Raw genomic sequence first — 19,635 nt, forward strand, 5'->3', positions numbered from 1 at the left:
GTTTTAGATGGGTACTTGGGTTATAGGAGGATGGTCTGATGAGCAAAGCGCTGAACGGACATTTCACTTCCAGGGAGCAGGCCCGTAACGTCAAGGATGATTTGATTGCCATGGGCTTGCCCCAGGAAAATATTTATATTGAAGTTGATGAGCAGGTGATCAGAGTAATGATCCCGTCAGAGGAGCGACGGGAAATTGAAGAGGTATTTGATCGCCATCGTGTCACTTACTAGTAACTGACGGTCACGCGGCCATAGGCAGTGTGACCGTTGGCGTCCCTCGTTGGCTATTCACCTTTCAATTTAGCGTCCAGAAACCTATAGGCATAGCCTGCTACGCGATTACCTATTCTCTCCCCCGCTGGAAGAGACGACAGGAAATGCACGCCTGACCAGAAACGGCTCATTGAGCAGTTCTGCTCGAAGTCACTCCAGGTCGGGAAAACCAGCTCCAGGTCTTCGGTTGGCGTAAATCCCGGTTCAATTCGCGAGCTGCCTTGTGGCACGGGTACAACATAACCGAGCTGGTCTGAGCCAAGGTACAGCCGGCTGGCTTCAGCATGGGCAGCGCAGAAGCTGGCAGAAGCGGAGGGGTATTCCGGGTGGTCCGCCACTGGCAGGTAACTGGTCCATTCGGAACCCTTCAGATCGTAAACCGTCCCTTGCCCTGGGCCGCCCCATGCGGTGACCAGTTCATCGCCATAGATATAAGCAATGGCGCTGAATGGCCGAACCGCGTCAAAGCGCTCTTTTTCCTGCCAGATTGCGATGGCCGTATCAAAAGCAGCCATATTGGTCAGGAAGTCATACTGAATGAATTCAGCCAGTGACAGCTGCTGGCTGAAAGCGGCGAACACGGCCGAGAATCCCAGGCTGTTTATCTTGTTGTCAAACAGTTCCGCCTTGGCTTTTTGTTCATCCGTCATGCTGGCTGATGCCTGAAGGACTTCATCTGCCTGCTGCCGGTAAGCGCCATAATTGCGAACGTTACTTTTAACAGGCGGTCTGGCGCGGAAACGCTTGGGGTTGTGGTACGAGTAGGGCTCGGTAAGTCTCATTTGCGGGGTTACGAACTGCTGAATCTTGAACAGGCCGTTGCTGCCTGTCATCGCTGGCTGCCAGCGTGAGGGATCACTGAGTTCGTAGGCGGTATTGACCGGGGCATAGTCGGTATAGTCGGCATAAGGCGCGCGGTGATAAGTTCTGTCTCCTTCGTTGCCCAACTGGTTCATGCCGTCATTTTCCCGGGCAGCCACCAGTGCCATGCCTGCGGAGTTACCGATTCCCGCGGGCTCGGTCAGGTCTGTAGAGGTGTTCTCCGGGTCCAGCCCTACTGACTCCAGCATGGCGCGCCAGTCGCTGTTTCTGTGGGGGAAGAGGCTGTTAAGCGCATGGTATGAGGCATACAGCAGCGCGATATTGAGGTTTGTATTGTCTTCGCTTTCATTGGCCGGCCTTCGACCCAGGTTTGAATAGACGCCAACAGCTGTTGGATGGTAGGGAGCAACCGCGTCGAACCAGCTGTTGGTGATCAGCGTGGTTGCCCGCAGTACCAGCGTGGCGTCACTCGCGGTGGGTGAAACTTCGAAGATCGCCGGAATGGCGAAAGGAATGACCACTTCAATGGCGGCGTTACCGTTTGCCAGGTCGTGATGTTCGTTGGCCTTGGCGGGTATTATCACCATACACAGTATGAGTGACAGGGTCAGAATCCGGGGGTGCAGTGAATGGAACAGTTCAGGCTTGCTCATGGCGTTTACCTCCCATGGAGCACAGAGTGATGATGGTGTTAACCCATCCTGGTTCAGTCTGCTAACGCGCCATGTGCGGTTCTGCCACAGGTGGTAATGCTGCGACTACGCTGTTCGGGTTGGGGGGGGGCGTCATGCCTGCCTGTAATTATAGTTTACAGAGAGCGAGATCAATGGAGAAAGGCAGGAAAATTCTTCGGGATCCATAACGAAAAAAAGGCAGCCGAAGCTGCCTTTTTCAAACGTGCTGGCTGTTATTTAAACAGCAACTACGTTTTCTGCCTGAGGACCTTTCTGGCCTTCAGTAACGGTGAAGTCGACTTGCTGGCCTTCAGCCAGAGTCTTGAAACCGCCACCTTGAATAGCGCTGTAGTGAACGAAGACGTCCGGGCCGCTTTCGCGAGTGATAAAGCCGAAACCTTTTGCTTCGTTGAAAAACTTAACAGTACCGGTAGTTGTAGACATAATCATAATCCTGAATTCGATAATTTAATGTGCAGCCAGACCACCAGAAACGATGACTGGTCAGCGTTGTGCGGAAACAAAAAACGCGCGGAATCAAAAACAGGACGGGCAACTACCAAAACAACTGAGATGCGTCTTATTCGTGAACTGCTGTGCTAATCTTTCCTACGAGAGGCACTGTACTCTTATGCTCCCCGCCTTTGCAAGTCTATTTTGACAGGATCGACAAGGCATGACTCTTTTTCTCCTCCTAATCTCCCACCTGTTTGTTCCACTGGTGTTCATTGTTGCGGTTGGTTTCGGTAAGGCAGCATCCCGCATCCATTGGCTGAGCTATCTGGCTCTGGCCACTGTTTATCTGCTGCTTATCCAGCAGGCAGGCGCCTGGATATGGCTTGGTGGATACTGGCCCTGGCTGTTCTGGGCGGGACTGGTGGGGAGCGCAGCCTGGTTCCTGATGCGCCACCTGTCGGCTCTGCCGGTGTGGCCAGCCTGGCGGCCGGTGGCGATCTTGTCGCTGGGTTTCAATATTGCCGTGTTGGCCGCCCTCCTGGTGCCTGCCTGGTCTGTACTGGGGGCAGCAAATCCGGGTGCCGAGCCTGTTGAGTTGCGATGGCCCCTGATCGAGGGACAATACCGGGTCGGGCAGGGAGGCAATTCCCATGTAATGAATCACCACTATGGAATCGATGCTCAGCATCATGCGATTGACGTGGTTCGTACTGTTCGCTTCGGTTTGCGCACCCATGAGATGGTCCCCGACGTGCTGGAGGATTATGGAATCTGGAATGCCCCGGTAGCAGCGCCGTGTTCGGGCGAGGTAACGAACGTCGGCACCGGCTTACCGGATCAGACGCCGCCCCGGAACGATCGTGACAATCCTGCCGGTAATTTCGTGGCTATCCACTGTGGCAAGGTGACCGTGGTGCTGGCGCACTTACGCCAGGGGTCGGTTTCGTTGCGGCAGGGCGATAAGGTAATGTCAGGGGATCTGATAGGGCGAGTGGGCAATTCCGGGAATTCCAGTGAGCCCCACCTTCACGTGCATGCGGTACAGGGGCGGGTCTCCGATCACGATAACCTTATGTGGGAGGCCGGGGGCCGGCCCATGAGTTTCGATGGTCGGTATCTTGTTCGCAATGATGTTGTCGGAAAGAGGATTGATCGATGAAGTATATCTTTGAGGTTCGCATCCGGGAGGGGCATACAGCAGAGGAGTACGCCGATGCCTGGGTTCGTGCCAGCGAAATTATCCAGCAGGCACCCGGTGCACGAGGAACGGAGCTACACCGCAAGATCGACGACCCGAATGTGTTGATTGCCATTGCCAGTTGGGACAGCAAGGCTGACCGGGATGCCATGGAAGGGCAGCACAATCCGGAGGTTGCCCGGATCATCCGCAGTGCCGCGCCATTCTGCGACATTACCCCTCTCGGTGAGTTTGAAGACCCCGAGTGGGTTGTGATGCCGCCGGGCAAACGGGGCAACTGAGTGGCAGGTACCGGGAAACGCCCGCAGATTGCGCCTCGCACCGCGTTGATGTTCCAGGGCGGCATCGGCGTGGTGGGGCTGGCGGCCATCGCCTTGTTTGGAATTCCCGTCTATTACAATGGTGTGAGCCCCGCCACTGCGCTGTTCTGGGGGCTGGCCGGAAGTGTCGCGACCTATGCTGTGATCCTGCTGGTGAGCCGTCTGCCCGGTCTGGTCCGTGATTCGCTGGAATCCCAGCTTGAGCAATTACACCGGTTCGCGAGTGATTATTCCTGGACTGTCCTGATTGCCCTCTCGGTCTTTGCCGGCGTGGGAGAGGAGTTGCTGTTCCGGGGCGCGATCCAGGGCTGGCTGGCCCAGCATGTGCACGATGCCGTCGCGATTGTGTTGGCTTCGTTGCTGTTCGGGCTGGTGCACTATCTGTCATTTACCTATTTTGTCTTGGCCACCGGGCTGGGTATGACGTTGGGAACGGTCTATGCGCTGACCGACAGCCTGGTACTGGTGATGGTCTGGCACGGTGTATACGACATGATTGCCCTGTATTGTCTGCGCCGGTTTCCGGAATGGTTCGGGGTGCGGGTTGGATAAGCCAGCAAAGCTTCGCCTGTTCTTCGGACTGGAAATCCCGGAACCGGTCAAACAGCGGTTGCTGTCGATTCGGCAGCCGGCAGCGGGTGCCCGCTGGCAGCGAGCGGACCAATTGCATCTGACACTGGCGTTTCTCGGCAGTGTAGAGGCGCAACAGCTGCCGGTCATTTGCGACGCGGCCCGAAACCTGCCGGTGAAACCGTTTGATCTGACCGTGACGGGGGTTGGCTGTTTTGGTCACCCTGACCACCCGAAAAATCTCTGGGCCGGAGTGCGGCCGGTGGATGAGCTGGCCAGGCTGCACGAGGAACTGTGTCAAAGACTGGCAGCGTGTGGATTCGGGCCAGAGAAGCGTACCTTCAGGCCGCATATTACGCTGTCCCGTTTCAGGAAAGAGGCCGGTTCGGTGCGGGAATTGTTGCGAGAGCACCAGGCTGTCCAGACCGGTACGTTTGCCGTGAATCAGTTTGCGTTGTTCGAGAGCGTCTGTGGAGGGCAGGGGTCCGTTTATCAAATCATCGAAAGGTTTCCGCTGGCAGGACCAGAGTGACATTGAGCGCCCACGCGGGAAGAATTTTCGGTAAGATTCGAGGTTGAACCGTTTTTTGGGATGCTCCGAATGTTCTACTACGAAGTTGAGCCGCGATTCAGCGATACCGATGCGCTCGGTCATATCAATAATACCGTCTATCCGGTCTGGTTCGAGCAGGCCAGAACCCCGATTTTCCGGATCTTCCATCCGTCCCTGACACCTGAAGGCTGGCCACTGATACTTGCCAGAATGGAAATAGACCTGAAGGCACAGTGCTACTGGGCGACACCGGTTGAGGTACGCTCCGGTATCGGAAAGCTCGGCAACTCATCTTTCGAGGTCATTCAGGAAGCCTGGCAGAACGGCGCGCTGGTGGCCCGTGGCGTAACCGTGCTGATCCATTTCGATTACGAGACGCAGAAGTCCGTTCCTGTCCCCGACGAGATTCGTAACCAGCTTACCGGGCACGTTTTCGAGGAATAGGCGGGTCTTCAGTAAGCATAGCCGGGAGGTGTGATGGACAGCTTTAATAAAAACGAAGTGGAACGCATTTTCTCATCGGCACCATTCATCGCCGATCTGGGCCTCGAGCCGGTATCCATCGAATCCGGAGAGTGTCGCTCCAGCCTTGTGCTTGAGAAAAGGCATCTGCAGCAGGACGGCTTTGTTCACTTCGGGGTGCAGGCCACGGTGGCCGACCACACCGCTGGTGCGGCGGGCGCCTCCATGGCAAAGCCGGGGCAGATTGTGCTCACGTCGGATTTCTCGCTGAAGTTGCTAAGATCAGCCAGAGGCACCCATCTGGACTGTATTGCGACCGTACTGAAGGCAGGCTCTTCCCTGACCGTGGTAGAGTCTGAGGTATATTGCGGCACACCCGATGATATGCGGCTGGTCTCCAAGGCAACGGTTACCCTGGCCGTTGTCAGCCCCCGCTAGGCTGCTGACGCCCGGGCGGTCCAGTGTCGCCTGGCCACCAGAATAATGAGAGGTAATGTTCAGTGAAAGATGCGTTGCGAAGAGTATTCCGGCCCATTCTTGTTTTCTTCGAAAAAGGCGGAAATGCGGAAGGTTATCGTTCATCCCACCGGAAAATACTTCTGGTCGTCGGTTTTCTGTTCCTGGTTCTGTCGGGGATCTCGCTTTTCTTCTCCATCGTTGCTGAAACATTCAGCGCTCTGCTGCCTATCGTGCTGTTCTTTGTTATCAGCCTGGTCTGCTTAGTGGTGGGCCTGCTGGGCAGCGACAGCGCCGTGGCCAGGATCTGGGGTTCCCGCTAGCCCATGAAAACTGCCATCCCGCCGGCGAACTTTGTCGACCTGTTGCTGGATGCGGTTTGTGTGGTCGACCGTGATGGCTATGTGCGATATGTCAGTGCTGCCAGTGAGCGTGTTTTTGGTTATCAACCGCACGAGATGGTCGGTCGGCGCATCCTCGATTTTGTACACCCGGCGGACAAGGGGAAAACCCGGCAGGCAGTCAATGAGATACTGCAGGGTGAGCTGAAGCCCAACTTCGAAAACCGGTATGTCCGCAAGGATGGCTCGATAGCCCACATCATGTGGTCTGCACGCTGGTCCGAGGAAGAACAAATTCGCGTGGCCGTGGCTCGTGATGTGACCGAGCGAAGGCGGTCGGAAGCCATGCAGGCGGCCATGTATGCGATATCTGAGGCAGCGAACAGTCCGGCCAATTTGCCGGCCATGTACCAGCGAATTCACAAGGTGGTGGATGACTTACTGGTGGCCCCTGGCTTTATGGATGCGCTTGCTGAACCGAACGGCGAGGCGTTGAACATTCCTGATACCGAGAAGGACCGGGAGTTGCTCGAGTTTGTCAGAGTGCAGGTTGCGGCGGCCGTAGAGCGCAAGCAGATGCATTCCCAGCTGGAATTTATGGCCAACTATGATCAGCTGACCGGCCTGCCCAACCGTCGACTGTTCATGGACCGGATTCACAAAGCGCTGGAGCGTGCGGCCAGGGACGAGTGTAATCTGGCTGTGCTTTATCTGGACCTGAACAACTTCAAGGAGGTCAACGATGCCTACGGGCATTCAGCGGGCGACGAGGTTTTGCGGGTGATGGCTGAGCGGCTGGCGCAATGTGTGCGGGCGGCTGATACCGTTGGTCGCCTCGGTGGTGATGAATTCATCGTGTTGCTCGACACCATTGCACAATCGGACGACGCGTTCAGTGTTGCTGAAAAAGTACGTGCCTCGCTCAGTGAGCCCTATGAGTTGTCCATGGCAAGCCTGACCCTGATCCCCAGTATCGGCATCGCCGTATACCCGGAACATGGGAAGGAGCCGGAAACGCTGATTTGCCACGCGGACGGCGCCATGTATCGGGTGAAGAAGGGGGAGAGGTGAGCAGGTTCTTGCGCGGTTTGGCCATCGCTCTGTTGGTGACGCCTTTGATTGCTTTCGCCACATCTGCCCGCACGGAAACGTCAGTCCCCCTGTTTCCGGGGTTGGCCGAGCAAGCTGTAGAGCTTGAACGCCTCCACAGCCTGGTGATCGCCGTGGATGGTGAACCTGTGTTTTCTCAGGCATTCCGGGGCCCCGGAACGGATGAGCCAGCCAATATTAAATCCCTGTCCAAAACAGTACTCTCTGCCGTTGTCGGCATAGCTATCGACCGTGGGGTATTCGTCAGTGTGAACCAGCCCGTTGCAGACATTCTGGATGTGCCGGCCGATGCCAGTAAAAGGGTCAATGAGGTGACCATTGGCAACCTTCTGTCCATGCAGGCTGGCCTGCAGCGCACCTCTGGCCGCTATTACGGCGAGTGGGTCAACAGCGACAACTGGGTAGACTATGCTCTCAGCAGGCCGTTCGTGGCCGAACCCGGTGCTGAAATGCTCTATTCCACCGGCAGTTACCATTTGCTGTCTGCGGCGCTCACCGCGAACACTGGCCGCAGCACCCTTGCGGTCACCCGTGACTGGCTGGGTGAGCCATTGGGCATCCGGGTTCGTCCCTGGCTGAAGGATCCCCAGGGCATTTACTTCGGGGGCAACGACATGCACCTGTCTCCCATGGCGCTGCTTAAAATCGGCGAATTGTATCGTAACGGCGGTGTGCATGCCGGCAAGCAACTGCTTTCGCCGGAGTGGATCGACCAGTCATGGACACAGCGAGGCACGTCCCGGTACACCGATGACCGCTACGGCTACGGCTGGTTCGTGACCGATCTGGGAGGGCATCGCGCCTATTATGGCCGTGGTTACGGCGGGCAGATGCTGTACGTTTTTCCGGATCTGGAAATGACAGTGGTCATGACGTCTGATCCACAACCGCCCGCGTCACCGTCTTTCATGCAGAAACAGAATGCACTGCTGGAAGAGTTTGTTATTCCTGCCTTCCCGCTTCCCCCTGCTTCCTCGCCTCAAAACTCTCAAGCTCAACGTTGATGGCGTTGGTTGAGATCACGATTTCATACAGTGAATACAGCAAGGATATTGAAAGCAATATCAGGCTGATGCCGAACGCGATGGCGCCAGCGAACTCGGCCCCCACAAACAGCACGAACATGGACATGGTGCAGAGGAAAAAGCTCAGCACACCGTAAGCCTGCATGCGTTTGGTCAGCAAAATGCGTTTGCGCAGCATGCTGATCTGCCTGGCGATCAGGGCATGGTCCTCTTCCGTGTCCATCTGCTTGAGCTGGCGGATCAGCTGGGCAAGTACCAGAAAGCGATTGGTATAGGCCAGCAGCAACAACGAAATCGCCGGAAACAACAGGGCGGGGGTGGTCAGTGTCAACGTCGGCTCCTTGATGGATTGAATCCTGGGCAAAAGGTCTTTCAGTCTATAGTCGGTTCGGGGCGTTAGCCAGCCAGTGTTATTGGCCTCAGGCGACGACAGATAAAACGACAGGCGGGAAATCCGAGAGGGCAGAACGACAAGAGCTGGCAGGCTGACGTTTTTGGTTGTGCCAGTGTCGTATTGGTTCACTCCGATAACTGCAAACACGGTCACATTAGAGCTATCGACAACCCCGTAAGGGAGAGATAGCAATGGCCGTTAAATTCGAACAAGCACCTCAGGACTATCCGCAACAACGGGCGGGAGCCGCGCGCCAGCCTGACAGCGTCGACCAGTCTGATCGTCGCGTTCCTATCAACCTGCGCCAGTCCGGTCCTACGCCGGTGGAGATGCTGATTTCCACACGGGTCCGCAAATCGCCCTACTGGCATCTGTCCTATGAGGCTGGCTGCTGGCGGGCAACCGTATACAACCGTATGTATCACCCCCGGGGTTATGTCCACCCGGAAGACGGCGGTGCCATGGTGGAATACGAGTCCCTGATAAACGACGTCACCATGTGGAACGTGGCTGTGGAGCGCCAGATCCAGGTCAAGGGCCCGGATGCAGAACGCTTTGTGAACTACGTGATCACCCGGGATGCCACGAAGATAAAGCCCATGCGGGGCAAGTACGTCATCCTGTGCAACGAGGAGGGCGGTATCATCAATGACCCGGTGCTACTGCGGGTGGCCGAGGATGAGTTCTGGTTTTCTCTGTCAGACAGTGACCTGGAGTTCTGGCTGCGGGGTGTGAATATCGGTATGGGCTTCGATGTCAGCATCGCGGAAATTGATGTGGCACCGGTACAGATCCAGGGGCCCAAGTCCGAGGCGCTCATGGCGGATCTGTTCGGTGAAGGGGTGAAGGACATTCCTTACTACGGGCTGATGGAGGGCCAGGTTGCCGGCCACGACGTGATCGTTTCCCAGACGGGTTTCACCGGCGAAAAGGGCTACGAGATATACCTCAAGGAAGCCACCAAATACGCCGAGGACCTCTGGTACACCGTGCTTGCGGCGGGTGAACCCCACAACCTCCGGGTTATCGCCCCTGCCCACCATCGCCGGATTGCCGCGGGCATTCTCTCCTGGGGCCAGGATGTTGACCAGGAAACCCTGCCGTTCCAGTGCGCCCTGGCTTACCAGGTACCGCGCAACAAGGACGCGGACTACATCGGCAAGCAGAAGCTCGAGAAGGCCCGCGAGCAGGTCGATGCCGGTCGTCCGCCTTTCAGCCACATCATGGTGGGTATTCGCTTCGGCGGCGCACCGGTGACTGACTATGCCAACGATTTCTGGCTGATCAGTGGCCCTGACGGCGGTGAGCCCGAGGGCTATGTCACGTCACCCTGGTACTCCCCGGAACTGGAAACCAACATTGCACTCGCCTACGTGCCATTCGACCTGCGCGCCGTCGGCACGCACCTGACGGTCCACTTGCCGGTGGAGTATGCCGCAGCGGACGGCTCAACCAGTGTTGGGGCAGAAGTGGTGGAAGTGCCGTTCCGGCCTTCGGTGAACCCCAATGCCCGCGAGCGGGCCCGGGCCAAAGGCATCGACTTCGCCGATTAGCAAACCGGCAGGGCGAGCGGCTGCGACCGCTCGATCCCTGCTTGCCCATACGAGTGACAATGGGGTGCATGGGTTATGAAACTGGCGAGCAATAAACAGACGCTCGATCTCCGGGACTCGGAGGCGGCAGCACGGCTTCAGGCACTGGTGCGATCGGCTTCCATTGAAGCGACGCCCCGCCAGATACTGGCAGCGGAGCATTTGCCCGAGCTGCTGCCTGAGGGCACCTGCGTTTACGTGCCGTTTCTTCCAAAGGGGCAGTTCAGTGACACCCTGGCCGCATGCACGCGTCTGCTGGAGGTGGGTATGCAGCCGATTCCCCATGTACCGGCGCGAATGGCGGAGAGCCGCGGGCAGCTGCGGGACTGGTTGGCAGAATTGGAAGAGAACCACGTTGACCGGTTGCTACTCATTGCCGGTGACAGTGATGCGGCCGCCGGGCCCTTTCCGGACACGTTGGCTGTGTTGGAGTCCGGCCTGCTGGCCCAGTTCCGGTTTCATGGAATCGGTGTCGCTGCCCACCCGGACGGACATCCCATGGCGGACCGGGCAACCCTGACCCAGGCCCTGGGTATCAAGCGCGAATATGCCCGTACCACGGCCACGCGGCTGTGGGTGGTGACGCAGTTTACGTTTGATGCCGACGTGGTCATCGACTGGCTGCAAAGCCTGGGCAATATTCTGGAAGAGGTGCCTGTGTACATCGGGATAGCGGGGCCGACGCGTATGAAAACCCTCATCGCCTATGCCGCCCAGTGTGGAGTAGGGGCATCTGCACGAGCGATGTTGCGCCGTCCCGGCAGCGCCAGACTGCTGCGTGCCTGGACGCCGGACGCCATGGTGCGTGCGCTGGTCCGGTATTGCCTGGACAACCCGGATACCCTGCTTCGGGGCATCCATCTCTTCCCGTTCGGCGGCTTGCGTCAGTCGGCGCAATGGATTCAAGAGCACAGCGGGTCCTTTGAGGACCAGAGAGGCCAGTTCCATGAGTCTTCAGTACAATAAGCGGACATCTGCAACACCAACGCCGGCGGAGTATCTGCCGCCGGGCACGCCCGACATCGAGATCGCCCGCTCGGTCCAGCCTCAGTCTATCCTGCTGCTGGCGCAACAGCGTTTCGGGCTGCCGGGGGAGAGCCTCGTGCCCTTCGGTCACTACAAAGCCAAGCTGGACATGGCCTATGTGGATACCTCCGCGACCGCGCCCCGGGGTAAGCTGGTGCTGGTCACCGCTATCACCCCGACGCCGGCAGGCGAGGGCAAGACCACCACCAGCGTGGGGCTGAACGATGGCCTGAACCGCCTGGGGGTGCGCTCTTCCGTGTGCCTGCGGGAACCGTCCCTGGGCCCCTGTTTCGGCATGAAGGGCGGAGCGGCTGGCGGTGGCCGGGCCCAGGTCATTCCGATGGAAGACATCAACCTGCATTTCAATGGCGACTTCCATGCCATCACCACGGCTCACAACCTGCTGGCATCGCTGATTGACAACCACATTCATTGGGGTAACGAAGCCGGGCTGGACCCGCGCTATATAAGCTGGCGCCGGGTCATGGACCTGACCGACCGCTCCCTTCGCAACATGGTGTGCGGCCTGGGTGGGACGCTCCATGGCGTGCCCCGGGAATCCGGGTTCGACATCACTGTTTCTTCCGAGATTATGGCGATTCTATGCCTGGCGGATGGGCGTGCGGACCTGAAAGAGCGATTGGGGAATATCATCATTGGCCGGCGCTTTGACATGACCCCGGTCACGGTTCGGGATCTGGGCATGGAGGGCTCGCTGACGGTACTGCTGAAAGATGCGCTGCAGCCAAATCTGGTACAGAGCCTGGAGCATAATCCGGTGTTCATCCATGGCGGACCGTTTGCCAATATCGCCCATGGCTGTAACTCCGTAACCGCCACCCGTGCCGCCCTGGCCCTGAACGAAGTGGTGGTCACCGAGGCCGGATTCGGTGCCGATCTGGGCGCGGAAAAATTCATTGATATCAAATGCCGGCAAACTGGCCTGCGCCCCGATGCCGCGGTGGTGGTGTGCACCATTCGGGCGCTCAAGATGCAGGGGGGAGTTCCCCGCAGTCAGATGAATCTACCCGACATGGACGCGCTCAGGAAAGGAGCGGCAAACCTGGAGCGGCACGTCCAAAACCTGCAGCAGTTCGGACTGACTCCGGTGGTATGCATCAACCGTTTTCCGGACGACACCGAGGAGGAGATGGCACTGGTTCAATCGATCAGTGAAGACCTGGGGGTCAGGGCTGTGCCCGCTGATCACTGGGCGACCGGCGGTGAGGGTGCCACTGAACTGGCGCAGGCGGTGCTTGACCAGATGGACGAGGGTACCCCGGAGGTCAAGTTCCTCTATGAGGACAGCCTGCCATTGGCAGACAAGATCCGCACCATCGCCAGTCGTATCTATCATGCGGGCAGCGTGGAATTTACAACGGTGGCCAGGCGGCAACTGGAGGAATACGAGAGCCTGGGCTTCGGCCATTTCCCAGTGTGTATCGCCAAGACCCAATACAGTTTCTCGGCGGATTCGTCAGTGAAGGGCGCGCCGTCCGGGCACATGCTGCCGGTGAGGGAAGTGCGACTGGCGGCCGGTGCCGGGTTTGTGGTGGCAGTGTGTGGCGACATCATGACCATGCCGGGCCTGCCACGGCGCCCTGCAGCCCTGGACATTGCCCTGGACGAGAATGGTCTGGTGGTGGGGTTAACCTGAGCCGGTGTCCTCGCCCGGGCCATGACCTGAGCCATAAAAGGTACCGTAGGTCGGCTCGGTGCGGGCGCGCCTGAGCGCCTGCAGGGAGGATGACGGCAGACTGGTCATGGTCTCGGCCGGGGCGGTCTCGCTCGCTACCCGGGTATAAACCTCCATGCGCTCATACTTCGGAGCCCGCCCCATGACTTTACGGTAGCACCGGCTGAAGTGGGTGGCGGACACGAAGCCGCACATGGAGGCGATCTCTACGATCGAACATGAGGTCTGTTTGAGCAGTCGCCGGGCACGGTTCAGCCGTACCCGCAGATAATAACGTGAGGGCGTGCAGCCCAGGTGTTTCAGGAATAATCGTTCAAGCTGCCGGCGCGATATGCCAGCCAGTGTCGCCAGTTCCTGCAGTTCAATGGGCTCTTCGATGTTGGCTTCCATCAGCTGGGCAGCCTCTGCCAGCTTGGGCTGCGCACAGGCCAGTCGGGGATGCATGGGCATGGGTTGCTGTTCGCTGTCTTCACGCACGCGGTCGCAGACAAACATGTGGGAAATTGCATTGCTGAGCTCTTTGCCATGGCGTCGTGCCAGGAAGCTGAGCATCATATGCATGGGCACCGTGCCACCGGTACAGGTCATGCGTTCCCGCTCAACCGTAAACAGGTGATTGTTGGTCTGGACCCGGGGGAAGCCCTCCTGCATGGCTTCCAGGCATTCCCAGTGGGCGCTGCAGGCATGCCCGTCCAACAGGCCGGCACTGGCCAGGACATAGGGCCCGGTACAGACAGCGCCAAGCAGGACATGCCGCCTGGCCATCTGCTTCAACCAAGCCACTTCCTTGCGGGAAAAACTCCGGGTGACATCGATACCTGCAACCACGATGACCAGGTCAAAGCTGTGTTCTTCCTGAATGGATCCGTCCGGCACCATGGTGATGCCATCACTGGCACGAGCGTAGTCACCTTCGGCGGTCAGCAGTTTCCAGGAGTAGAGTTCGGTGCCGGCCAGCTGGTTGGCCACGCGCAGGGGCTCGACCGCCGTGGCCAGTGCAATCAGAGTGAAGTTTTCGATCAGCAGGAAGCCGACCCGATAGGGCTCCTGGGAGGGCCTGTTGATGTGCGAACCTGTGTCCGTGCCCATGATAAACCCCCTTGCCCCTCCTGGGCCTGTTGCGGTGCCTGGTGCTTGGCATTTCAGTGTTAACCACCGCTACCTGAACACTAGTTGTTGCACCCAAATTGTGCAATAAGTGATCAGTTACCGCGTAGCTTCATTCTAAGGCGGCGATCAGGTTATTCATGGTCCATATGCGACATCACTGCCCCGAACGTGGTCCCGATGCGACCAGTGGCGCTGTCGTAAATCATCGCACCAGTGTCGCCCGCAAGCATGCGATCGGGCAGCGGCGGCGATACTGTTGGTGTACATACCGAGGCAGGAGTCTGCAACGTGGCGATCAGTCTGTTCGAATTGTTCAAGGCAGGCATTGGCCCATCCAGTTCCCACACCGTGGGCCCGATGGAAGCGGCATGCCGGTTTGCCGGCACCCTGGAAGAGGAAGGAGTGCTGCCGTCCGTGTATCGCCTCAAAGTCTCTCTGTATGGGTCCCTTGGTGCCACTGGCAAAGGCCATGGCACCGGCCCGGCTGTGATGATGGGGTTGCAGGGCGCCAGACCTGACCGGATCGATCCCGAGGAAATGCCGGCTCAACTCGACCGTATTCGAAGCGCCGGCACCCTGTTACTGGCCGGGCAACACCCGGTTCGCTTCCGGGAAGCAACAGACCTGGTGTATTACCGCCGGAAGTCGCTGCCGCAACACCCCAACGGCATGATCTGCCAGGCGTTCGATAAGACAGGGCAGTGCCTGTGCGAAAAGACCTATTACTCTGTAGGTGGTGGTTTCGTGGTAGAGGGAAGCACCGACGGCACCCTGAGAATCCGTGAAGACGATACACCATTGCCGTACCCGTTCAGCAGCGGCAAAACGCTGCTGGCCCTTTGCCGGGACCAGCACCTTTCCATTGCCGACATCATGCTCGCCAACGAGCAGGCCTGGCGCACGCCGGATGAGATTCGCAAAGGTATTCTCGAGCTCTGGCAAATCATGCGGGCGTGCGTGCAGAACGGTATTCGTCATGAGGGGGAGTTGCCCGGAGGCCTTAAAGTGCGTCGCCGGGCGGCATCACTCTACGGCTCGCTGATGGACAAAAAGCGGGTAGATCTGATTTCACCGTCCTTGAGTGCGCTGGACTGGGTCAATCTCTATGCCCTGGCTGTCAACGAGGAAAACGCCGCCGGCGGAAGGATTGTGACGGCGCCTACCAATGGCGCGGCGGGCATCATTCCTGCGGTGCTCCACTACTACTGGGAGTTCTGCCCCGGGGCAGACGAGGAGGGCATTATTCGCTTTATGCTGACCGCCGCGGCCATAGGCGCGCTGTTCAAGGAAAACGCCTCCATATCCGGAGCCGAAGTGGGCTGCCAGGGCGAAGTTGGTTCTGCCTGCGCCATGGCCGCGGCCGGACTTGCAGCGGCCACGGGTGGTTCACCGGAGCAGGTTGAGAACGCTGCCGAAATCGGCATGGAGCATCACCTGGGCATGACCTGTGACCCCATTGGCGGGCTGGTGCAGATTCCCTGTATCGAGCGCAATGCCATGGCTTCCGTCAAGGCCATCGACGCCGCGATTATGGCCCTGCGGGGTGATGGCAAGCACTACGTGTCCCTCGACAAGGTGCTGCACACCATGAGGGAGACCGGCCGCGACATGCTGGACAAATACAAGGAAACCGCGAGGGGTGGGCTGGCGGTCAACATCATCGAATGCTGACCGCCATGCCTATTGACGGATAACCGGTCAGGATTTGACCCGATCGTTATCCGGATCAAACAGTGCCCGGTAACCTACCGCCTCGATACGGATGGGGTAGTGCTCCTGGAAGTATTCCAGGGTCAGTTCCCGACCCTCCTCGGCGTATTCCACAGGGATGTAACCCAGCAGGATGATCTTGCCTACCGATGGCCCCCAGGCGGCGCTGGTGTTGCAGGAACGCCGGCCATGGCTGTCCACCAGCACCTCGCCGGTTTTCGGGTCGAGGATGGGCCACTGGCCTACCGGATAGCGCAGCACGCCGTTGGCGTCCCGGTGGTCGTTCATTGTCATGGTGCACAGGTATGCCGCCTGGCGGGGCCATTCCCGTTGTTCCAGGTACGCTGCCTTGCCGTGGAAATCCGCTTCCTTGACCTTCGGCCGCTGCAGCCCGGCTTCATAGAGGTTGTATTCGGTTTCCAGGTCGACATTCTGCAAGCGCAGGCTCTTCTCCAGCCGCCGGGTGTTGGCGTAGGTTTCTATGCCCACCGGGGTAACGCCAGCCTCGTAGAGCAGGTCCCAGACCCGCAGGCCATAACTGAACGGGAAGTAGAGCTCCCAGCCCTGTTCGCCCACGTAGGAAATCCTGAAGGCCCACACCGGCACGCCGCGGATACTCAGCTCCCGGGTGGTGGCAAAGGGAAAGTTCTCCGCAGACAGTTGGTCCGGGTCAGTGACGAATTGTGCCAGGGTTTCCCGGGCCTTCGGGCCCCAGAGCCCCAGGGTGGCGAGTTCGTCGGTGCGATCCTGAATACGAATGTCGCCCAGCCCTTTCTCCCGGGCCATGCGGGTGATCCAGCAGTGGTCCCGGTGGCCGGTATCGCCACCGCAGACTACCCGGTAGTCGTTGTCGCCCCGGCGGATAATGGTCAGGTCGGAGCGGATGCCGCCGCGGGCATCGAGAAAGTGGGTGTAGACGCCTTTGCCGTGGGGTGTGGTGCCACCCACCTTGGCCACCGACAAATATTCCAGCAGCGCTTCCGCGTCGTTCCCTGAGATGTCGAAGATGGCGAAGTGGGAGAGGTTGATCATGCCCACGGATTCGCTCATCTCCAGCTGCTCGGCGTTGGACACTTCCCAGAAATGCCGCGCGTCCCACTCGTGCTCCCGCACCGGGATGCGGTCGCGGTACTTCGCCAGCAGGGTAGACTCATTGGCGGCGTAGCCATGGGCCCGTTCCCAGCCGGCGGCCTCCATGAAGTAGGCTCCCAGCTCGACCTCCCGCAGGTAGAACGGACTGGTCCGCATCTTGCGGCCGGTCATGTAGGGCTCGCGGGGATGAACCGCCGGGGTGTAGATCTTCTTGGCGGTCTCGTAGCAGCGGTTGTAGACGTAATCCGGTGTTTTCTGCAGCGGGTAGTGACGGGCGATATCGATACTGTGGGGGTCCATCTCCGGCGAGCCATGGGTCATCCAGTCTGCCAGTATTTTGCCCGCGCCGGGGCCATCCTTGACCCAGACAGCCTCGCAGAACCACAGGTTGCGCACTTCCGGAGCTTCGCCCATCAGGGAACCACCGTCGGGTGTTACCGACAGCAGGCCGTTGAAGGAATGCTTTTCCTCCCAGCCCAGCTCGCCCAGGATCGGAGTCATTTCGATGGCTTTTTCGTAGGCATCCATGACCTGTTCCAGCGAGAGATCCCGCATCGACGGTGACATCCGTGCCTCACCGGGTTCGGCAATGGCGCCAGGGTAGACCAACCGCGGATTCTCGGCCTCGTAATAGCCCCATTCGATACGACCACCTTCGGTGGTGGTGGGGTCACCGGTGTCCCGCACATAGGCAGAGTTGCCCTGGTCGCGGAACAGCGGATAGACAATCTGCTTGCCGGTGCCGGCCAGCTCCTCATAGGGGCCAAAAAACAGCAGGGGGTGTTCCAGCGGCATCAGTGGCAGGGGGGCGTTGGCAGTGTTTGCCATCAACGGGCCCCAGATACCCATGGAGAGCACCACGTATTCAGTCTCTATGTAGCCCTTGTGGGTTTCAACGCCACGGACCTGACCGTTCTGGACATCGATACGGATGGCCGGAGTGTAGGCAAAGGCCTGGAGTTTGCCGGTGGCTACCGCTTCCTCCACCAGGTCGCCGGCCACTTTCTGCGAGCGGGGCACCACCAGGCCGGCATCCGGGTCCCACATGGCGCCCTGGATCTGGCTTTCATCGACCAGCGGGAACAATTCCTTCGCCTGTTTGGGTGAAATCATGCTGACGTTGGTGCCAAACGCTTTCCCGGAGCCCACCTTGCGGCGTAGCTCATCCATGCGTTCGTCGTCATCAACCCGGGCGACTTCCATGCCGCCACATTTCACATAATTGCCACGCTTTTCATAAAAGGCCTGGCTGTACTTGGTGGTGTAGATGTTCAGTTTGTCGTGGGAGGTGGTGAAGCAGAAGTCCGAGGCATGGGAGGTGGAGCCAATATCTGAGGGAATCGCGGATTTTTCCAGCCCTACGATATCGTCCCAGCCCAGCTCAATCAGGTGGTGGGCTACCGAGGACCCAACGATACCGCCCTGACCGATGATGACGACTTTTGCACGTTTCGGTAGTTGTGCCATCTTGATACCCCTTTACCCACAATGAACGTCCGCATGCACCAAGCCACGGCCTTGATTCAATGTGGCCCGGATTGGTCGGGGGAGGTAAATCCAATACGACACCAAGCCGTCCAAAAACGGCAGAGGAGAAAGCAGGTCTCAATCCTGTTCAATTCTGCGAAGAAAATCCCCAATGTGTTCAAAGGCTTCTTCGGCTTCTGGCAAAAAATCCGGAAACATATGCCACACGTGCACCATGCCCGGCCATGTTTTCAGCTCCACCGGTGACCCGGCGTCTTTTGCCTTGTTGGCGTAGCGGCGGGCGTTGTCCAGCAGCATTTCCGAGTCGCTGACATGAATCAGGGTGGGCGGCAGGTTTTCCAGGTTACCCCGCAGCGGGGAAGCCTGGGGGCTTGATGGTGACAGGCGCATTCCGAAAAAGCTCAGCCACCAGAGCACCGGAAGCGGCACCCGCATCAGGCTGCCAAACGTAGGGCCAAGCAATGGGTCGGACTTGACGTTCAGGCGGTTGCTGGGCGCTGTCAGGGTCAGGTCGGTGGACGGCGACAGGGCAATGGCGGCGTCTGCCTGGCGCAGGCCCTGGTCGCGAATCCAGGCGATCAGCACCAGGGCGTGGCTGCCGCCGGCGGAATCCCCGGCCACCGCAACAAACTCCGCAGGCTCCGGGCCGTCCGGGCCGTGTCCCAGCATCCACTGATAGGCTTCCTGGCAGTCCCGCAGTCCTTCCCGGTAGCGATGCTCCGGCAGCAGTCGGTAGTCCACGGTAAATACAGCGGCATTGGCTACCTGCGACAGCCGATCGGTAATAGTGCGATGGCTAAGCGGACTGCCAGCAACCCAGGCGCCGCCGTGAATGTAGAGGACACGCCGCCGGGGGTTCACTCCGGGCGCCAATACCCATTCGCCTTTCGGCGCATTGGCGCCGGGTGGCCGGAACTCCGAAACGAATTTCCGCCCCTCACTGAGGTTGTCCATATGCTTGCGCAGGGCCATGAGCCGCGCCTTCCCCCGCAACCCCCTGGCAGAACGGCTCATGTCCCTGATGGTTTCCAGCACCTGGTTGTGGCCGGGGCTGGGGGTATATTCCTGTTTCGGGAAGTCGTCCCGGTCCAGGTGTGCGAGGTTCTCGCCGCGAAGAACCAGCACCGTTACCAGAACAATCAGCAGCAGTAATGCCAGTACAAACCAGATCATGAATCAGCCTTTTGGCAATCGAAGTCTCGGGATACTGGAGTTTTCGCCTATTTGGCCGGCAATGTAAACATTTGAGCGTATTGCCAATCGGG

At 58.9% G+C, this 19,635-nt stretch carries 20 protein-coding genes; 14 read left to right on the forward strand and 6 right to left on the reverse strand.

Annotation, left to right across the window (positions count from 1 at the left end):
* The first annotated feature begins 38 nt into the window (after positions 1–38).
* Positions 39–233, forward strand: a complete 195-nt coding sequence (locus FDP08_RS17965) for a hypothetical protein (RefSeq protein WP_137437664.1) — start codon at positions 39–41, stop codon at positions 231–233.
* Between the two features lie 53 nt (positions 234–286).
* Here the strand turns inward: FDP08_RS17965 and FDP08_RS17970 are convergent, their stop codons facing one another.
* Complete coding sequence (locus FDP08_RS17970) at positions 287–1,750, reverse strand: vanadium-dependent haloperoxidase (protein WP_137437665.1); 1,464 nt, start codon at positions 1,748–1,750, stop codon at positions 287–289.
* Positions 1,751–2,008: 258 nt separating this feature from the next.
* Positions 2,009–2,215, reverse strand: a complete 207-nt coding sequence (locus FDP08_RS17975) for a cold-shock protein (protein WP_027831301.1) — start codon at positions 2,213–2,215, stop codon at positions 2,009–2,011.
* Between the two features lie 232 nt (positions 2,216–2,447).
* Between FDP08_RS17975 and FDP08_RS17980 the strand changes: the two genes are divergently transcribed.
* From FDP08_RS17980 to FDP08_RS18020, 9 genes are all read left to right on the forward strand, one after another.
* Positions 2,448–3,386, forward strand: a complete 939-nt coding sequence (locus FDP08_RS17980; RefSeq protein ID WP_137437666.1) for a M23 family metallopeptidase — start codon at positions 2,448–2,450, stop codon at positions 3,384–3,386.
* Positions 3,383–3,706, forward strand: coding sequence for an antibiotic biosynthesis monooxygenase family protein (locus FDP08_RS17985; RefSeq protein WP_137437667.1), 324 nt, complete (start codon positions 3,383–3,385; stop codon positions 3,704–3,706). The genes FDP08_RS17980 and FDP08_RS17985 overlap by 4 nt, the downstream gene beginning before the upstream one ends.
* The gene (locus FDP08_RS17990; protein WP_228263379.1) at positions 3,707–4,297 is read left to right on the forward strand and encodes a CPBP family intramembrane glutamic endopeptidase; all 591 of its coding nucleotides are present in this window, start codon (positions 3,707–3,709) and stop codon (positions 4,295–4,297) included.
* The gene (gene thpR / locus FDP08_RS17995; protein ID WP_137437668.1) at positions 4,290–4,847 is read left to right on the forward strand and encodes an RNA 2',3'-cyclic phosphodiesterase; all 558 of its coding nucleotides are present in this window, start codon (positions 4,290–4,292) and stop codon (positions 4,845–4,847) included. Before FDP08_RS17990 ends, thpR begins: the two co-directional genes overlap by 8 nt.
* Positions 4,848–4,916: 69 nt before the next feature.
* Positions 4,917–5,312 (forward strand): acyl-CoA thioesterase, encoded by a 396-nt coding sequence (locus FDP08_RS18000; RefSeq protein ID WP_137437669.1) that lies wholly within the window; start codon positions 4,917–4,919, stop codon positions 5,310–5,312.
* 33 nt (positions 5,313–5,345) lie between these two features.
* Positions 5,346–5,768, forward strand: a complete 423-nt coding sequence (locus tag FDP08_RS18005; RefSeq protein WP_137437670.1) for a PaaI family thioesterase — start codon at positions 5,346–5,348, stop codon at positions 5,766–5,768.
* 62 nt (positions 5,769–5,830) lie between these two features.
* Positions 5,831–6,109 (forward strand): hypothetical protein, encoded by a 279-nt coding sequence (locus tag FDP08_RS18010; RefSeq protein WP_137437671.1) that lies wholly within the window; start codon positions 5,831–5,833, stop codon positions 6,107–6,109.
* 3 nt (positions 6,110–6,112) lie between these two features.
* Positions 6,113–7,198 carry a sensor domain-containing diguanylate cyclase gene (locus tag FDP08_RS18015; protein ID WP_137437672.1) on the forward strand — a complete coding sequence of 362 codons (1,086 nt, stop codon included), beginning with the start codon at positions 6,113–6,115 and terminating at the stop codon, positions 7,196–7,198.
* Positions 7,195–8,241, forward strand: coding sequence for a serine hydrolase domain-containing protein (locus FDP08_RS18020; RefSeq protein WP_137437673.1), 1,047 nt, complete (start codon positions 7,195–7,197; stop codon positions 8,239–8,241). Before FDP08_RS18015 ends, FDP08_RS18020 begins: the two co-directional genes overlap by 4 nt.
* Here FDP08_RS18020 and FDP08_RS18025 read toward each other — a convergent pair.
* Positions 8,180–8,593, reverse strand: a complete 414-nt coding sequence (locus tag FDP08_RS18025) for a DUF2721 domain-containing protein (RefSeq protein ID WP_137437674.1) — start codon at positions 8,591–8,593, stop codon at positions 8,180–8,182. The two genes, FDP08_RS18020 and FDP08_RS18025, sit on opposite strands and share 62 nt — an antisense overlap.
* A gap of 254 nt (positions 8,594–8,847) precedes the next feature.
* On the opposite strand from FDP08_RS18025, the gene FDP08_RS18030 reads away from it, so the two are divergent.
* From FDP08_RS18030 to FDP08_RS18040, 3 genes are all read left to right on the forward strand, one after another.
* Positions 8,848–10,209 (forward strand): glycine cleavage T C-terminal barrel domain-containing protein, encoded by a 1,362-nt coding sequence (locus tag FDP08_RS18030; RefSeq protein ID WP_137437675.1) that lies wholly within the window; start codon positions 8,848–8,850, stop codon positions 10,207–10,209.
* Between the two features lie 75 nt (positions 10,210–10,284).
* Complete coding sequence (locus FDP08_RS18035) at positions 10,285–11,214, forward strand: methylenetetrahydrofolate reductase (protein WP_137437676.1); 930 nt, start codon at positions 10,285–10,287, stop codon at positions 11,212–11,214.
* Positions 11,195–12,931, forward strand: a complete 1,737-nt coding sequence (locus FDP08_RS18040) for a formate--tetrahydrofolate ligase (protein ID WP_137437677.1) — start codon at positions 11,195–11,197, stop codon at positions 12,929–12,931. Before FDP08_RS18035 ends, FDP08_RS18040 begins: the two co-directional genes overlap by 20 nt.
* On the opposite strand, the gene gbdR is transcribed toward FDP08_RS18040, so the two are convergent.
* Positions 12,923–14,059 carry a choline metabolism transcriptional regulator GbdR gene (gene gbdR, locus FDP08_RS18045; RefSeq protein ID WP_137437678.1) on the reverse strand — a complete coding sequence of 379 codons (1,137 nt, stop codon included), beginning with the start codon at positions 14,057–14,059 and terminating at the stop codon, positions 12,923–12,925. The genes FDP08_RS18040 and gbdR overlap by 9 nt on opposite strands.
* Positions 14,060–14,368: 309 nt before the next feature.
* Here gbdR and FDP08_RS18050 point away from each other — a divergent pair, with 309 nt between their 5' ends.
* A complete protein-coding gene (locus tag FDP08_RS18050; protein WP_137437679.1) occupies positions 14,369–15,751 on the forward strand; it encodes an L-serine ammonia-lyase in 1,383 nt (460 codons plus the stop codon).
* A 27-nt stretch (positions 15,752–15,778) separates the two neighbouring features.
* Here the strand turns inward: FDP08_RS18050 and FDP08_RS18055 are convergent, their stop codons facing one another.
* Together FDP08_RS18055 and FDP08_RS18060 are read right to left on the reverse strand one after the other, a co-directional pair.
* On the reverse strand, positions 15,779–18,349 hold the full coding sequence (locus FDP08_RS18055; RefSeq protein ID WP_137437680.1) for a GcvT family protein: 2,571 nt from the start codon (positions 18,347–18,349) through the stop codon (positions 15,779–15,781).
* 138 nt (positions 18,350–18,487) lie between these two features.
* Positions 18,488–19,543, reverse strand: a complete 1,056-nt coding sequence (locus FDP08_RS18060) for an alpha/beta hydrolase (RefSeq protein ID WP_137437681.1) — start codon at positions 19,541–19,543, stop codon at positions 18,488–18,490.
* Positions 19,544–19,635: the final 92 nt, after the last annotated feature.

The sequence above is a fragment of the Marinobacter panjinensis genome (assembly GCF_005298175.1).
Lineage (GTDB): Bacteria > Pseudomonadota > Gammaproteobacteria > Pseudomonadales > Oleiphilaceae > Marinobacter > Marinobacter panjinensis.

What these genes read in the sequence shown, in the direction of transcription:
- gbdR (WP_137437678.1), bottom strand. Translation starts at nt 14,059, where the DNA reads ATGGGCACGGACACAGGTTCGCACATCAACAGGCCCTCCCAGGAGCCC.
- FDP08_RS17985 (WP_137437667.1), top strand. Translation starts at nt 3,383, where the DNA reads ATGAAGTATATCTTTGAGGTTCGCATCCGGGAGGGGCATACAGCAGAG.
- FDP08_RS18005 (WP_137437670.1), top strand. Translation starts at nt 5,346, where the DNA reads ATGGACAGCTTTAATAAAAACGAAGTGGAACGCATTTTCTCATCGGCA.
- FDP08_RS18055 (WP_137437680.1), bottom strand. Translation starts at nt 18,349, where the DNA reads ATGGCACAACTACCGAAACGTGCAAAAGTCGTCATCATCGGTCAGGGC.
- FDP08_RS18000 (WP_137437669.1), top strand. Translation starts at nt 4,917, where the DNA reads ATGTTCTACTACGAAGTTGAGCCGCGATTCAGCGATACCGATGCGCTC.
- FDP08_RS17980 (WP_137437666.1), top strand. Translation starts at nt 2,448, where the DNA reads ATGACTCTTTTTCTCCTCCTAATCTCCCACCTGTTTGTTCCACTGGTG.
- FDP08_RS17965 (WP_137437664.1), top strand. Translation starts at nt 39, where the DNA reads ATGAGCAAAGCGCTGAACGGACATTTCACTTCCAGGGAGCAGGCCCGT.
- FDP08_RS18030 (WP_137437675.1), top strand. Translation starts at nt 8,848, where the DNA reads ATGGCCGTTAAATTCGAACAAGCACCTCAGGACTATCCGCAACAACGG.
- FDP08_RS18015 (WP_137437672.1), top strand. Translation starts at nt 6,113, where the DNA reads ATGAAAACTGCCATCCCGCCGGCGAACTTTGTCGACCTGTTGCTGGAT.
- FDP08_RS18040 (WP_137437677.1), top strand. Translation starts at nt 11,195, where the DNA reads ATGAGTCTTCAGTACAATAAGCGGACATCTGCAACACCAACGCCGGCG.
- FDP08_RS17970 (WP_137437665.1), bottom strand. Translation starts at nt 1,750, where the DNA reads ATGAGCAAGCCTGAACTGTTCCATTCACTGCACCCCCGGATTCTGACC.
- FDP08_RS18035 (WP_137437676.1), top strand. Translation starts at nt 10,285, where the DNA reads ATGAAACTGGCGAGCAATAAACAGACGCTCGATCTCCGGGACTCGGAG.
- FDP08_RS17975 (WP_027831301.1), bottom strand. Translation starts at nt 2,215, where the DNA reads ATGTCTACAACTACCGGTACTGTTAAGTTTTTCAACGAAGCAAAAGGT.
- FDP08_RS18060 (WP_137437681.1), bottom strand. Translation starts at nt 19,543, where the DNA reads ATGATCTGGTTTGTACTGGCATTACTGCTGCTGATTGTTCTGGTAACG.